The sequence below is a fragment of the Acinetobacter sp. ANC 3832 genome (assembly GCF_002135415.1).
Lineage (GTDB): Bacteria > Pseudomonadota > Gammaproteobacteria > Pseudomonadales > Moraxellaceae > Acinetobacter.
Genome location: NZ_NEGJ01000006.1, coordinates 121718 through 136576 on the forward strand (window position 1 = coordinate 121718; position 14859 = coordinate 136576).

Annotated in this window: 14 protein-coding genes; 5 read left to right on the forward strand and 9 right to left on the reverse strand. The window is 36.5% G+C overall.

All coding sequences use genetic code 11. The annotated features are described in order from the left end of the window. Positions 1-22 precede the first annotated feature (22 nt). Positions 23-487 (forward strand): MarR family winged helix-turn-helix transcriptional regulator, encoded by a 465-nt coding sequence (locus tag B9T35_RS10075; protein WP_086190981.1) that lies wholly within the window; start codon positions 23-25, stop codon positions 485-487. A 9-nt stretch (positions 488-496) separates the two neighbouring features. Here B9T35_RS10075 and B9T35_RS10080 read toward each other — a convergent pair whose 3' ends face one another. Further along, positions 497-1156, reverse strand: a complete 660-nt coding sequence (locus B9T35_RS10080) for an SOS response-associated peptidase family protein (RefSeq protein WP_086190982.1) — start codon at positions 1154-1156, stop codon at positions 497-499. A 523-nt stretch (positions 1157-1679) separates the two neighbouring features. On the opposite strand from B9T35_RS10080, the gene B9T35_RS10085 reads away from it, so the two are divergent. Next, a complete protein-coding gene (locus tag B9T35_RS10085; protein ID WP_086190983.1) occupies positions 1680-2111 on the forward strand; it encodes an RcnB family protein in 432 nt (143 codons plus the stop codon). An 89-nt stretch (positions 2112-2200) separates the two neighbouring features. On the opposite strand, the gene B9T35_RS10090 is transcribed toward B9T35_RS10085, so the two are convergent. Together B9T35_RS10090 and B9T35_RS10095 are read right to left on the reverse strand one after the other, a co-directional pair. Then, on the reverse strand, positions 2201-2671 hold the full coding sequence (locus B9T35_RS10090) for a hypothetical protein (RefSeq protein ID WP_086190984.1): 471 nt from the start codon (positions 2669-2671) through the stop codon (positions 2201-2203). Between the two features lie 84 nt (positions 2672-2755). Continuing rightward, positions 2756-4921 carry a malate synthase G gene (locus B9T35_RS10095; protein ID WP_086190985.1) on the reverse strand — a complete coding sequence of 722 codons (2166 nt, stop codon included), beginning with the start codon at positions 4919-4921 and terminating at the stop codon, positions 2756-2758. A gap of 395 nt (positions 4922-5316) precedes the next feature. Here B9T35_RS10095 and B9T35_RS10100 point away from each other — a divergent pair, with 395 nt between their 5' ends. Beyond that, entirely contained in the window at positions 5317-6063 is a 747-nt protein-coding gene (locus tag B9T35_RS10100) for a glycosyltransferase family 2 protein (protein WP_171264261.1), read from the forward strand. A gap of 121 nt (positions 6064-6184) precedes the next feature. On the opposite strand, the gene zapE is transcribed toward B9T35_RS10100, so the two are convergent. Together zapE and B9T35_RS10110 are read right to left on the reverse strand one after the other, a co-directional pair. Next, positions 6185-7339, reverse strand: coding sequence for a cell division protein ZapE (zapE, locus tag B9T35_RS10105; protein ID WP_086190987.1), 1155 nt, complete (start codon positions 7337-7339; stop codon positions 6185-6187). Positions 7340-7436: 97 nt separating this feature from the next. After that, entirely contained in the window at positions 7437-8447 is a 1011-nt protein-coding gene (locus B9T35_RS10110; protein WP_086190988.1) for a helix-turn-helix domain-containing protein, read from the reverse strand. A gap of 155 nt (positions 8448-8602) precedes the next feature. Between B9T35_RS10110 and B9T35_RS10115 the strand changes: the two genes are divergently transcribed. Further along, positions 8603-10126, forward strand: coding sequence for a flavin-containing monooxygenase (locus B9T35_RS10115; protein WP_086190989.1), 1524 nt, complete (start codon positions 8603-8605; stop codon positions 10124-10126). A 46-nt stretch (positions 10127-10172) separates the two neighbouring features. Beyond that, positions 10173-11081: a lysine exporter LysO family protein gene (locus B9T35_RS10120; protein ID WP_086190990.1), complete on the forward strand. Its 909-nt coding sequence runs from the start codon at positions 10173-10175 to the stop codon at positions 11079-11081. Between the two features lie 96 nt (positions 11082-11177). Here B9T35_RS10120 and pyrF read toward each other — a convergent pair whose 3' ends face one another. The 4 genes from pyrF to rpsA form a co-directional block, all read right to left on the reverse strand. Next, complete coding sequence (gene pyrF / locus B9T35_RS10125) at positions 11178-11858, reverse strand: orotidine-5'-phosphate decarboxylase (RefSeq protein WP_086190991.1); 681 nt, start codon at positions 11856-11858, stop codon at positions 11178-11180. 350 nt (positions 11859-12208) lie between these two features. After that, on the reverse strand, positions 12209-12574 hold the full coding sequence (locus B9T35_RS10130; protein WP_086190992.1) for a lipopolysaccharide assembly protein LapA domain-containing protein: 366 nt from the start codon (positions 12572-12574) through the stop codon (positions 12209-12211). A 24-nt stretch (positions 12575-12598) separates the two neighbouring features. Then, on the reverse strand, positions 12599-12901 hold the full coding sequence (locus tag B9T35_RS10135; RefSeq protein WP_086190993.1) for an integration host factor subunit beta: 303 nt from the start codon (positions 12899-12901) through the stop codon (positions 12599-12601). Positions 12902-13060: 159 nt separating this feature from the next. Beyond that, complete coding sequence (gene rpsA, locus B9T35_RS10140; RefSeq protein ID WP_086190994.1) at positions 13061-14743, reverse strand: 30S ribosomal protein S1; 1683 nt, start codon at positions 14741-14743, stop codon at positions 13061-13063. Positions 14744-14859 lie beyond the last annotated feature (116 nt).

Below are 14859 nucleotides of genomic sequence, written 5' to 3' on the forward strand. Positions count from 1 at the left end.
ATTAAAAGAATGGGAAATTCAAATGTCTAAGAAATATTCAAAATTTTTACCTACTTCGGAAAACTTCAATCTTGAAAATTTTCCTTTTTACTGGATTACTCAGGTTCACGCTCAATATGTATTGAATGTCGATCATGTACTTAAAAAATACGGTGTAGATAATTCTAGACGACGTTTGCTCATCGCACTTGAGGCAAAACCACATGCGAGTGTTTCTGACCTCTCAGACATGATCGTTTCTAAAATGTCAACGACTACAAAAATTGTCTATCGGCTAAAAGATGAAGGTTTTGTAAATACTTATTCTTGTGAAAATGATGCACGAATTACACGTGTTCATTTAACTGAATCAGGTAAGCAAATGACCCATAAAATTAATGATTTAATGGCTATTGTACTTGAGCAATCTTTTGAAGGTTTGACACCTTTACAAATTGAAAAAATGATGGAATCGCTAAAACATATCTTTAAAAACCTTGCACCTTAAAAAGATAATTTAGTCAAAGATATTTAACTGTGGAGAATTTTTTGGAAGTCTTGTTTTAGGACAATAGAAGCTCTCAAATTCCTCCACAGGAAAACCAATCACAAAATCATCAATAATGGGTGTGCTTAAACTTAACCACTCATCTAGACGTTCATGAGAAATAATAATGATTGAACGTTTTTGATCCTCGGGTTTATGAAATTCGTTCATTATCGAATGGTCACTCGCCTCCATGGTAATTAGAGTTGCAGAGCGAACAATTTGTTGTTCTATTTTTACTATTTCATAAAGTGCTGCAATATAAAAAGCACGTCCATCTTTACGACGTATACCCCATCTCTGTGGCTTAGCATTGATATACTTTATTTCATAAAATTCTGTGACTGGAATAACACCAAAATTACACTTCATAAAAGCGTCTTGAAAGCTTGGTTTACTCAACAAAGTTTCATTTCTTGCATTATAAGTATATTTTGCCAATGCTGTATCTTCCGCCCACTTAGGAATCAATCCAAAATTGACAGCACGCCACTCATACGCTTGTCCTGATTTAAAAAGTAAAGCCATCTGAAAACTAGGGAACACTTCATCTACATATTCGAATGGAATGAGTGGCAAACCTAATGCTTTTAGTTGTTGAAGCGTAATTGGTTTGAAATTCGCACACATCTCTTACACCCATAGCGTAAATCCAACATCACATTTTGCATTATAGCCTTTGCTTTTATAGAACACGCTCATGAATGGATAACATGTGAATAAAGGATTCTACGATCCATCCTATTTTCACTTTTTTATACCAGTTTCAAAGCAATTTAAATAGGCAAACAGCTTAATCAGCCTATAATTTAAATCTTTTAACTTATTGATTTACAGTCGTAGGGTAAAACTTACATTAGTGATTAAATCGATACTCAATCCACATCGAATATACACAGAATAGAAATATTTATACATTTTTTAGCCTGAAAACTTACTTATACTTTTAATCATGAAGCTTACTTAGAATCTGTTTCTAAAGTTCACTTTTCAGCATTCCTGCCATTTCAAGCTGTTATAAAATGACTTCTTTTGAATATGTAACCATCACTCAAGACAAGCGCATTCTCAGCCTAAAAGGCATGATAACAATGCAGAACAGCCTACTTTAACGTTATTTAGCTTGTCATTAACCGTTTATAAAGGCACTCAAATGAATAAAAAACTAATGGCTGTCATCCTTACAGCAACAACACTCTGTTCTGTATCTGCATTTGCTGATCAGTATGATCACAATGACCGTAATCAATCTGATCGAGGTCAACAAAATCATGATCGAGATAGTCATAATAATTCACAACACCAAAACAATGGTAATAATGGTCAGCATCAAAAAAACCAGCCGCGTTATATGCAATCTCATCAAGCTTATCGACATGATATGCCACGCCCACATAGTGATTGGCGCAAAGGTCAAAAACTTCCTGCACAATATCGCTCACAAAGCTACTATGTTAACGATTGGCGTAACCGTGACCTTCCATCACCACCCTCTGGTCATCGCTGGTTAAATGTGAATGGTGACTATGTATTAGTTGCCGCTGCAACAGGTATTATTAGTAGTATCCTCCTTGGTGGGCACTAAGATTCTCTTTTAAATAGATTATATTTAAAAATAAAACCGCAATTTTTTGCGGTTTTATTTTATTCAATAGATCTGTCATATAAAGCTTTTTAAACATTTATTTTTCTCATTGCGACATAAACACGCCAATACGTTAAAAATGAAAAAATGATACCGCTGATATATGTTTCAATGCCATTCATATCACCATCAATGGTATACATACTAGTAAACCCAGCAGCCTGTAAAAGGGTTTGTAAGATTAAAAAAAGAATCAGCAATACTACAAATAATTTAATCGTAATGGGTAAGAATAAAGCAAAGCATCGTCCAAAAAAGTGCCTACCATTTTCAGCACAATTCACTTTATAAATGATATTCGTCCAAGTAATCAGCAAACCCAAATTAATTAAAAAGTTAGCCATACTGAGTTTTAATGGTTTTTCTGGGCTAATCTCCAATATAAAAAAACTCAGTAGCATGAGGATGCTACCAACAAGATAATAATTTTTGAATTGTGTATTGGTGACACGATCATGTTTTAAATCGTCAATTAATTGATCTGTTCTCCAAAAATACATTGTTTTATCCTTTTTATTTTATTGTGTATCTTTTTACAAAGACTAAAAAAGCCCCCGAAGAGGCTTTTATTTTACACGATGAAATTAATCACCTGTGTAACCTTTTAATTTTAAACGTGCAGCATGTAAAAGTGGCTCTGTATAACCCGATGGCTGTTCACCACCTCTAAAGATTAAGTCTGAAGCTGCTTGGAATGCAATATTGGTGTCAAAATTAGTCGACATTGCAGTATATTCTGGATCATTCGCATTTTGCTCATCCACAATTTTCGCCATACGTTGCATAACTTCTTCAACTTGCGCACGCGTTACAATACCGTGACGTAACCAATTTGCAACGTGTTGTGAAGAAATACGTAATGTTGCACGGTCTTCCATCAAACCTACATTGTTGATGTCTAAAACTTTAGAACAACCGACACCAAGATCAACCCAACGAACCACATAACCCAAGATACCTTGACAGTTATTTTCAAGTTCTTTGGTTTTTTCTTCTTCAGACCAATTTGTATCCGTCGCCAATGGTGGCGTTAATAAATCATCTAAAGGTAATGCTTCAGTCGCCAATAATTCTTTTTGACGATTTGCCACATTAATTTGGTGATAGTGAATTGCATGAATCACAGCACCCGCTGGCGATGGAACCCATGCACAACTTGCACCCGCTTCAGGATGTTCAGTTTTAGTTTTATACATGTCTAAAAGCATATCTGGTTTAGGCCACATGCCTTTTCCAATTTGCGCTTTGCCACGTAAACCCGCTTTCAAACCGACCATCACGTTACGGTTTTCGTAAGCAGGGAACCAAATTTGAGCTTTCACTTCGCCTTTACGAACGAATGGACCTGCTTCCATAAAAGTATGAATTTCATCACCTGTACGGTCCATGAAACCTGTATTGATGAAAATCGTACGATCTTTCGCTTGAGCAATACAGTTTTTCAAGTTTACAGAAGTACGACGTTCTTCATCCATAATACCAATTTTTAAAGTTTTCGCAGGCAATCCAAGCACTTGTTCAGCACGCTCGAATAATTCAACTGCAAATGCAACTTCTTCTGGACCATGCATTTTTGGCTTAACGATATACATAGAACCTTTACGAGAGTTCTTGATTTCGTTTTCGCCTTTAATATCTGCAAAAGCAAGCAATGGCGTAATTAACGCATCCATAATGCCTTCATAGATTTCAGCGCCATCTACAAGGATTGCAGGATTTGTCATGAGGTGACCTACGTTACGAAGTAACATAAGTGAACGACCATGAATCTTAGTTTCGCCACCAATTAAGTTTTTGTGTGAACGGTCTTTGTTTAAACTACGAGTAACGGTTTTACCATTTTTCTCGATAGATTCTGACAAAGTACCTTTCATTAAGCCTAACCAGTTACGGTAGCCTTCAACTTTCTCTTCAGCATCAACTGCTGCGATTGAGTCTTCTAAATCTTGAATGGTCGTTACAGCAGCTTCAAGTACTAAATCTTTAACGCCAGCTGGATCTGTTTTACCAATCGGGCTAGTTGCATCAATCTCTACAAATACATGCAAACCATTATTTTTAAATACGATTTCTGTAGGATTAGCAGCATCACCATTAAAGCCTACAAATTGTGCCTCATGTGCTAATGTTGTTGTAGAACCATCTTTCAATGTCACAACAAGTGCATTGTGGTCTACAGCATACTTAGTTACATCAGCATGTGAACCTTGCGCCAATGGGAAAGTTTCATTTAAGAAATTTTTCGCAAATGCAATAACTTTATCACCACGAACTGGGTTATAACCTTTACCTTTTTCCGCACCACCTTCTTCAGAGATAACGTCAAAACCATAAAGTGCATCATAAAGTGAACCCCAACGTGCATTCGCTGCATTTAAGCAGTAACGAGCATTACGTACAGGCACAACCAATTGTGGACCAGCCAATAATGCGATTTCTTCATCGACATTTTCTGTGCTGATTTGAAAATCTTCTACTTCTGGTAATAAGTAGCCAATTTCTTTAAGGAAAGCTTTATAAGCTTCTAATTCAAATTTATTGTTGCGGTGCCATTCATCAATTTTAGCCTGAATATCATCACGCTTTGCCAAAAGCGCCTTATTCTTAGGGCTAAGATCGACAACGACTTGCTCAAAGTTTTTCCAGTAATTTTCGCTGTCTAAACCTGAACCAGGTAAAGCTTCATTTTCGATAAAATCGTAAAGTTCTTTAGCAATCGCTAACTTGCCTTTTTGAATACGTGCAGTCATTGTCTTTCCTGATATTGCTACTTTTTATAACAAGAGGTTCTAGTATACCCATTTAAATTTTGCTGAATACTAATATCACATTCCTAAATAGTAAGCATTTTTTAACGAATAAAGATTGACTTCATTCAACAAAATAGCTACAGAAATGTTTTACACTTCAACAAATTGAATCGCCATTTACAGTGTATAAAGTTTTTAGAATGTCGAAATTAGACTTAAGTTCAGAAATCCATGCTTATGCTACTTTTATGTCGACATTTCCCTATAAATGAACAAAGATTAAACCATGAAATCGTAGAATTTAGATTAACCACTCATCATTCCATTTTGAACACATCACAATTTAATCTATTAATTCATTCATAATGTATAGCATAAAAATTGAGAATAAACACATGCCGAAAATTCAAAATCATTTAAAAATTGCTATTGTTACGCCAAGTTACCAAAGAGATCATTTTCTTTTACAAACACTTTCTTATGTTGAACAACAGCAACATCAAGCCACTGAAATACGTTGGTTTATTCTTGATGATTCTCCAAATATTTCAGCGCATAAAGTACTCTTTCAAACAAAAAATTATGTTGAATATCATTGGCACTCAGAAAAACAAGCTTTAGGATTAAAACGAAACCGATTGAATAATATGGCATTACACTGGGGTGCCGATATTATTTGCAGTATGGATGATGACGATTGGTATGGACCAACCTACGTTCAAGAAATGTCAGATTTATTGTGGGAAGATGAGGCAAACGAATTTGTCGGATCGGGTGAAGATTATTATTATGAAGTGAAAAAAAATCGTGTTTTAAAGATCCCTGCGGTTCGTGAGTTTTCCAGTTGCAATGGTGTCTTGTGCTACAAAACACGTGTGTTGAAAGATCGTCAATATGATGATTCAGCCAACTTTGCAGAAGAACAACATTTCCTCAATCACGCTAAAATTATTCAGCATCCGAATATACAGCGCTTACATCTGGCTTTAGCACATCAATCCAACACCGTGACCAAGAAAAATTATTGTTATGGTGATACGCATCTTGTGGATTTAAGCTTGGATGATTTTCCAATGACTGAGAAAGATAAATTGTTTTATTTATCTTTACATCAACGTTCAACAAATATTCAAAAGGGATGATTTAATTCAATCACCCCTTTTTTTCAATATTTTTATAGACTTTCCACATCACATTTTTTATTTCCTCTCTAAGAGAAAATAAAAGACCATAAACCATGATGCAAGATAGCTAATTTATCCGTTACTCGACTTTGAGCTCACTATTATTCTGAATCAAGCGATGTGCAGACTGTAAATACTCATCCGACTGCATTTCTAGTAAACGTGAACGAGTACGTTCAATTTCAAATGCCAGTCGTTCACCTTCATAAATTTCAATAATATTATCTTGTGAAGTAAGCAGTAATTTTACACCGCGGTCATAAAACTCATCGACCAAATAAATAAAACGACGTGTACCTTCAGATAAATAGTCTGTTAGATGAGGAACATTGCTGACCAAGACCGTATTGTAAATATTGGCAATTTCAATAAAATCCGCTGGACTACGCGGTTTCATACACAATTCTGAAAACTCACACCACAATACATCTTCAGTATGACCCAATGTTTCTACAACACGATGATTGATGATAATCGGTTCATCTGACACTATTTGTGACTGAGTTAAAGCGCTAAAACGTTGTGCAATCCAAATTTTATGATCATGAGTTAATGGTGATTTAAAGAGTTGTGCTTGCTTTAATACCCGTAAACGATAATCCACGCCTGCATCAACATTCAGTACCACACAGTTTTTTTTCACCATTTCAATGGTTGGAATAAAACGATCACGGTGAATACCATTCTTATATAAGCCATCAGGGGCAATATTTGATGTTGCAATTAATGTCACACCACGCATAAATAATTTTTGGAATAAATCGCTCAAAATCATTGCATCTGTAACATTCGACACAAAGAATTCATCAAAGCAGATAATGACCGCTTCTTTATAAATCTGGTCTGCAACCAAATCTAAAGGATTACGCTGACCCGCCAATTTATTCAGTTCTTTATGTACATACTGCATAAAGTGATGAAAATGCATGCGTGTTTTACGGCGAAATGGCACAGATTCATAAAATTGATCCATTAGCCATGTTTTACCACGCCCTACGCCACCCCACATATACACGCCTCTAGGAGCAGTTTGACGGCGGAAACGACGAAAAGCTTTTTTAGAAGCTTTATAGCGACTCATCAACTCTTGCCAAACACGATCAAGTTCATGTACTGCCTGTGCTTGTGCATCATCTGGCATGAACTGCCCTGATGATAAAGCTTGAGCATAACGCTCTGCAGGTGATAAGGGTGAAAATGCGGTACTGTGCTGAGTTGATTTTTGATCTAACATATCGCTCTTGTGTACTTTCTAGGGGCTAGTGGAAGTATATCGAATTATGCTCAAGGATAAATAACACTTTGGCATATAGTTCGCGCATAGGCTTAGGCTATTTACCATATCGCCGTGGACTCTGTCCAAACCATCTTTTAAAAGCATGATTAAACGCTGCTGGCTCTGAATATCCCAACAACTCTGCAATAACCTCAATTGAATATTCTTTATATTCAATTAATCTCAATGCTTTGTGCTTAATTAATTGTTCTCTAATTTCTTTATAACTGGTATTCAATTGTTGTAATTGATAACGTAATGTTCGTTCAGGTAAATTTAAAGCATGTGCTGTTTCAGCCATGCTCGGAATCACGCCTTGTTGTAATTCCAAATAGTTCTGAACACGCTGGATCAATACATTTAACTCATCTTCTTCACTATTTAAACGCTCAATTTCAGCAATACATTTCGCTTCATAAATACGAAAAGTAATGGGATCTGCAGATGGAATTTTAACACCCAATACATCCAAATTTAGCTGAAACCCTGCTTGATCTGCACCAAAATATAAATCTGTACCATAGTATTTCTGGTATTGATGCAAAGTTTCAATCTTTTGAGGTACTTCAAAAGGCAACTCTACACGAATAAAAGGCGCTGATAGCCCCATCATCTTGTAAATATCTAAAATAAATTTATACGTTCCAGAAATTTCACATTGCGCACGTAACAGTCCCATCTCTGTGGTTAAATCCGAAGGATGATAGATTAATGCCACATGATGTTCTAAATATTTCATCCCCAAGGAACCATAAAGATGAGTCAATCCTTGAAAGCGAATTCCACTTTCAAGTGCAGCCTTTATGGTGTTACAAGTCACCAGTAGCATCAATAAAGGACCATAGCCTGCCAAAGCATAATGTTGCCCAATAAACAAACCAACTTCAGGTTTAACACCCTTTCCTATTACATTTAAAATATCTAATTCAAGATCTGGATGAATCACGGAGCTCGGATCAAGTGCTTCAGCTTTAATCCCAAGACTGGCTAATCGGCTATCAACCGCAATCCCTGCATTGCGCATTCCTTGAATCAAATACATTAAGCCGAGAATCGATCGTTTCATCTATTATTCAATTAGTTTTTACCCTTATGTTTTTACAACAAAGTGAGCTTTTTGAAAATTGCCGAATATATCAATTTTACCGTCAGTGGAATCATGTTGCTTGATTTGAAAATTGGTTAAGCTACACACTATCAAAAAAAACAGGATAATAAAACATGCGTGAAGCAGCATCTCTATCTCCAAATGTGCTTAAAACTCAGGTTGCCATTATTGGTGCAGGTTTTGGTGGTCTTGCTATGGCAATTCGTCTACTTCAAGCCAATATTCATGATTTTATTATTTTAGAAAAAGCAGATGATGTCGGTGGCACATGGCGTGAAAATCAATATCCAGGTGCGGCTTGTGATGTGCAATCACATATGTATTCACTCTCTTTCGCGCCAAAAACAGATTGGTCAAAACGCTATGCTGAAGCACCTGAAATTTTTGATTACATCCAAGATTTAATTACAGACTATAATTTAAAAAAATATATAAAATTCAATCAAGAAGTCGTCACAACAAAATATGATGAGCAGGCTTTAAATTGGAAACTAGACCTCAAAGATGATACTCAAATTGAAGCTCAATTTATCGTTTTTGCATCTGGACCTTTGCATGTTGCACAAATTCCAAAAATTAAAGGCATCGAAAAATTTAAAGGTAAAGTCTTCCACTCTTCACATTGGGATCATGACTATAATCTAAATGATAAAAGTGTCGCATCAATTGGAACCGGTGGCAGTGCTATTCAATATATTCCAGAAATTGCCCCGAAAGTAAAACAATTGTATGTATTACAACGCACCCCTGCTTGGGTTATTCCACGTGATGAACGTGCATACAACCCTTTAGATAAAAAATTATTTAACCGTTTTGAATGGTTCAGAAAATTACACCGTGCTCGTTTATATTGGTCAAATGAATCACGTGTAGTCCCTATCGTAAAACCTCAAATTATTAAATATGGGCAAAAACTTGCTGAAGCCTTTATTAAATTTCAAATTAAAGATAAAGAATTAGCCAAAAAACTAACCCCTGACTATGTGATGGGCTGTAAACGTATTTTAATTTCCAACAAATACTTCCCAACCTTTAATCGTCAAAATGTTGACTTGGTCACTGATGGTATTCAAGAACTCACTGAAATTAGCATCATCACCAAAGATGGAAAAGAACGCCAAATTGATTGTTTAATTTATGGCACTGGTTTTATTACAGACCCTCGAATTTACCTTAAATCTTTTGCCTGTTATGGAACGCAAGGTCTTGAGCTTAAAGAAGCCTGGAAAGAAGGCGCAGAAAGTTATTATGGTGTGACCACCAAAGGCTTTCCAAATTTATTCCAACTTTTAGGGCCAAACACCGTTCTTGGACATAATTCTGTAATTTTCATGATTGAGTCACAAGTCAATTACATCTTACAACTCATTCAATTGGTCAATAAAACCCAAACTCAGGCCATTGTTGTACGTGAAGATGTACAAAATCAGTTTAATGATGCGGTACAGAAAAAAATGCAAGGTACGGTATGGCAATCAGGTTGTGTGAGTTGGTATCAGCAAGATGGTGGCAAAAACTTTGCACTTTGGCCAACCTATACGTGGAAATACTGGCTTGAAACACGTAAGATTAATCCTAGTGATTATCAATTACTTGGCAATCAGGCTCAAAATAATAAATCGACACGTGCTGCTTAAAGATTGCTTATAATAAGTAGGTGTCCTTTCACCTGCTTAGCTTTTCATGCAATCTATCTGGCTTATTTTCCAACTTCTTTTCTGTTTATTTCTAGGATTCATTCTTGCACGTCGGCTTCCACAATGGCTGGAAAAACTGGCATTTAAAGTACTTCCTTATTTTACTTATATTCTTTTAATTGCAATTGCCATTGAGTTTTCTCAAACATTACACAGTATTAGCAGCCCAACTCAGATTCTAAGTAGTGCAATAACACTTGCAGTAGCGACATCAGTTGGGGCTTTTCTATGTTGTTATCTACTGTTTAAAGCCATTGGTTATCAACCTATGCAAGGCAAAGTCTCTGCTGAATTATTGCTTGGTTCTTTACTCAATATCAGTTATGCCTTTATCGCACTTGCCTGTGGTTATAGTCTTGCGGAGTTAGCTAGCCATTTCCAATATCCTTTGCATATCAGTACTTGGAATTTACTTCTCGTCTATATGATCTTAATTGGATTAGACCTTGCCTACTCACCTTTAGACCGTTCTTGGCTGAATTGGAAAATCATGCTGGTTCCCATCGGTTGTATTATTGGATCAATGCTTGGAGCAGTTGCAATATCTTTTTTTATTGGCAATATCAGCTTAAAAGATCTGATTATGTTATCTCAAGGCTATGGATTTTACTCCATGACAGGGATTGTGGTGACAGAATTAAAAAATGCACAATTGGGTAGTATTGCGCTAATTAATGATTTATTTAGAGAAATATTAGCAATTTTATTTATGTATTTAATCGGATGGCGTTATCCACGCTCAGCGATTTCTTCGGCGGGTGCAACAGCAATGGATGTCACTTTACCCATGGTGAAACAAGCCTGTGGTAATGAGTTTATCCCCCATGCAATGGTCAGTGGTTTTATTCTTTCCGTTCTTGCACCCATTGCAGTCAGCATTTTGGCAGCAATTTAAAAATGATCCGAATCCCTCTTTTAAAAGAGGGATTTTTCTTATCTAAATAAGCTTGAAAGTATGACTCTACAACCTATTAATCAAATGAATCTTGAATTACAAGGTCGCTAAAATATCTTTCAATGTTTGACTTGGATGTTCAGACTGAGTAATTGGACGACCAATCACCAAATGCGTCGAACCATCTAGCATCGCTTGCTTGGGTGTCACAATACGTTTTTGATCATCTGCATTTGAACCTTCTGGACGAATACCAGGTGTCACCAATGCAAAGTCTTGACCTAATTCTTGACGTAACATTTTTGCTTCTTGCGCCGAACACACCACACCATCCAAGCCACTTTCTTGCGTTAATTTTGCAAGACGTTTCACTTGTTCAAATGGTTCAATATCTAAACCAATATCACGTAAATCTTCACGACTCATTGAGGTTAAAACAGTCACAGCAATTAATTGTGTCTGATAATTTCCTGCTTTTAATCGAGATACGCAGGTTTCCATCATCTTACGACCACCAGATGCATGTACATTTACCATCCATACACCTAAGTCAGCAGCAGCACAAACCGCTTGAGCCGTCGTATTTGGAATATCGTGAAATTTTAAATCTAAAAATACTTCAAATTTTCGGTCTTGTAAGGCTCTTACAATAGATTGACCTTCATGAGTGAAAAGCTCTTTTCCGACTTTAACTCGACATAGTGATGGATCTAACTGCTCTGCAATTGATAACGCTTCATATTGGCTTTTAGCATCTAATGCAACAATGATACTCAAGAGACTCTACTTCCATCACATAAAAAGATGGCACATTATAATCAGCTGACCTTATGCTGTAAAATCAACAAGCCTATCTTTTCTCGCTTATTACTCTTTTTTGTGGGTTTTATTATTTTCTGATTCAATAAGCATCCATATAGTCAGCATTGCTCATTCTATATAATAAATATTATTCTAACTTATCGAGAAATAGATGGCTTTATTCAAACAGTCTATTATTCAGTATTTTTTAATGATCAAAAATTAAAACTATCCATCAGAAATATTATATTTAAATACAAAATCTAAATTTCAAATAAAAAAAAGCCCCCTACTATCAAAGTAAAGAGCTTTCATAATTCATATTATTATAAAGGTTTAGAAGTTTTATCTTCAGTATGTACGTCTAATACTGTCTTTTCATGACGTACATTTGCGACTGCTTCTGCCGCAGCCAATTGAGCGGTTTGTATTTGTTCTTTTCGTAAGTAGTCTATATCTTTACGGAGGCGTTTAATTTCCCAGCTCGTTTGGAATACTCGGAATACCTGAACACCCAACAACAAACCTGCAACAATACCAATTGCTAAAGTAAACAACAGTAACAATCCTAAGCGCATTGCTGGAATCTGTGTAAACCATAAGTCTACTGCGAGCTCAGTCCCATTCAGCAACACCAAAGCTAATGCATAACCAAATACAGCTATCAGCAGCAGTACTAATACATAGCGCATAAACACCCCATTATTCGAATTTTATTAATCGGCAGACTCGTTTACTGCATCACGTAGTGCTTTACCAGGTTTAAAGTGCGGAACTGCTTTAGCAGCAACTTCAACAGATTTACCTGTTTTAGGATTACGACCTACGCGTGGATCACGATGGTGTAATGCAAAGCTACCGAACCCTCGGATTTCAATACGATCATCCGACGATAATGATGCAATCATTTGATCGATCATAATTTTAACAGCTTCTTCCACCAATGGCTCAGCCAAATGCGGATTTTTAAGCGCTATTCGTTCTATTAAGTCAGACTTATTAAGTGCTTCAGTTGTCATTTAAGACCTCATTCATTTTAATGCTATTTGCTATGCTATAAATAATATCCTTTTTAAATACAAAAAGGTAGCGCAGTCATTAAATACTACGCTACCTTTTACAGTAATTGTATAAAAAGTATTAATTAATTACATTTAATAATACTTCTTAACAACAACTTAGTGATTCATTTGAGCTTTGATCAAATCACCAATAGTCTTAGGACCATTTTCTTGACCAGCAACAGTCGCTGTAGTTTTCAAGTTAGCAACTGCTTCTTTTTCTTCAGCTTCGTCTTTCGCTTTGATAGACAAGTTGATAGAACGAGATTTACGATCAACATTGATGATTTTCGCTTCAACTTCTTGACCAACTTCTAAGAATTTAGTTGCATCTTCAACGCGATCACGGTTGATTTCAGATGCTTTCAAAGAAGCTTCAACTTCATCAGCTAACTTAATAGTTGCGCCTTTAGCATCAACTGCAGTTACTGTACCTTTAACCAACGCACCGCGTTCGTTAGCAGCTAAGAAGTCATTGAACGGATCGTTGTTCATTTGTTTGATACCAAGGCTAATACGATTGCCTTCAGCATCTACAGATAAGATAACCGCTTCAACAGTGTCACCTTTCTTGTAACGACGGATAGCTTCTTCGCCTTGTTCGTTCCAAGAAATATCAGACAAGTGAACAAGACCATCGATACCGCCAGGTAAACCGATGAAGATACCGAAATCAGTGATTGATTTAATAGTACCAGAAACTTTTTCGCCTTTGTCGTGATCTTTAGCAAACTCTTCCCATGGATTAGCACGAGTTTGTTTGATACCAAGAGAAATACGACGACGCTCTTCATCAACTTCAAGAACCATAACATCAACTTCGTCACCAATCTGAACAACTTTAGATGGGTGGATGTTTTTGTTAGTGTGATCCATTTCTGAAACGTGTACTAAACCTTCAACGCCTTCAGCGATTTCAGCAAAGCAACCGTAATCAGTTAAATTCGTTACACGAGCTTTAACGATTGAACCTTTAGGATAACGGTTCATGATCGCTAACCATGGATCTTCGCCTAATTGTTTAAGGCCTAAAGATACGCGGTTACGTTCTTTGTCAAATTTAAGTACTTTAACAGTAACTTCCTGACCCACTTCAACAACTTCTGAAGGGTGTTTGATGCGTTTCCAAGCCATATCTGTGATATGTAGAAGACCGTCAATACCACCAAGGTCAACGAATGCGCCATAATCAGTAAGGTTCTTAATTGTACCTGTAACTGTTTGACCTTCTTCAAGTTGAGAAAGTAATGCTTCACGATCAGCTGAAGATTCAGCTTCCATAACTGCACGACGAGATACAACAACGTTATTACGTTTAGCATCAAGTTTAATTACTTTAAACTCTAACTCTTTACCTTCAAGGTGAGTCGTGTCACGGATAGGACGAGTGTCTACCAAAGAACCTGGTAAGAATGCACGAACTGGACCGATGTCAACAGTGAAACCGCCTTTAACCTTACCAGAAATAATACCAGTAACGATTTCGCCGTCTTCAAAGATTTTTTCAAGTTTAGTCCAAGTTTCAGCACGTTTCGCTTTTTCACGTGATAAAACAGTTTGACCCATACCGTTGTCAAGCGCTTCAACAACAACATCAACTGTGTCGCCAACTTGAACTTCAAGTTCACGTTGTTCATTTAAGAATTCAGAGCGAGATACAACACCTTCAGATTTAAGGCCAGTATCAACAGTTACCCAGTCAGAATCGATGCTAACAACGATACCTTGGATGACTGCACCCTTTTCAACGTTGAGGTTTAATTCGCTTGCTTCAAAGAGGGCTGCAAAAGATTCGGTCATGATATACCTAAAAAGTCAGCGGTCTTGGATCAGACAAGGCCGGTTCAGTTAAGTTTCCACATAGTCCATATGAACTGATCAAGCTATGCTTTCACTAAATATTTACATAAATATTC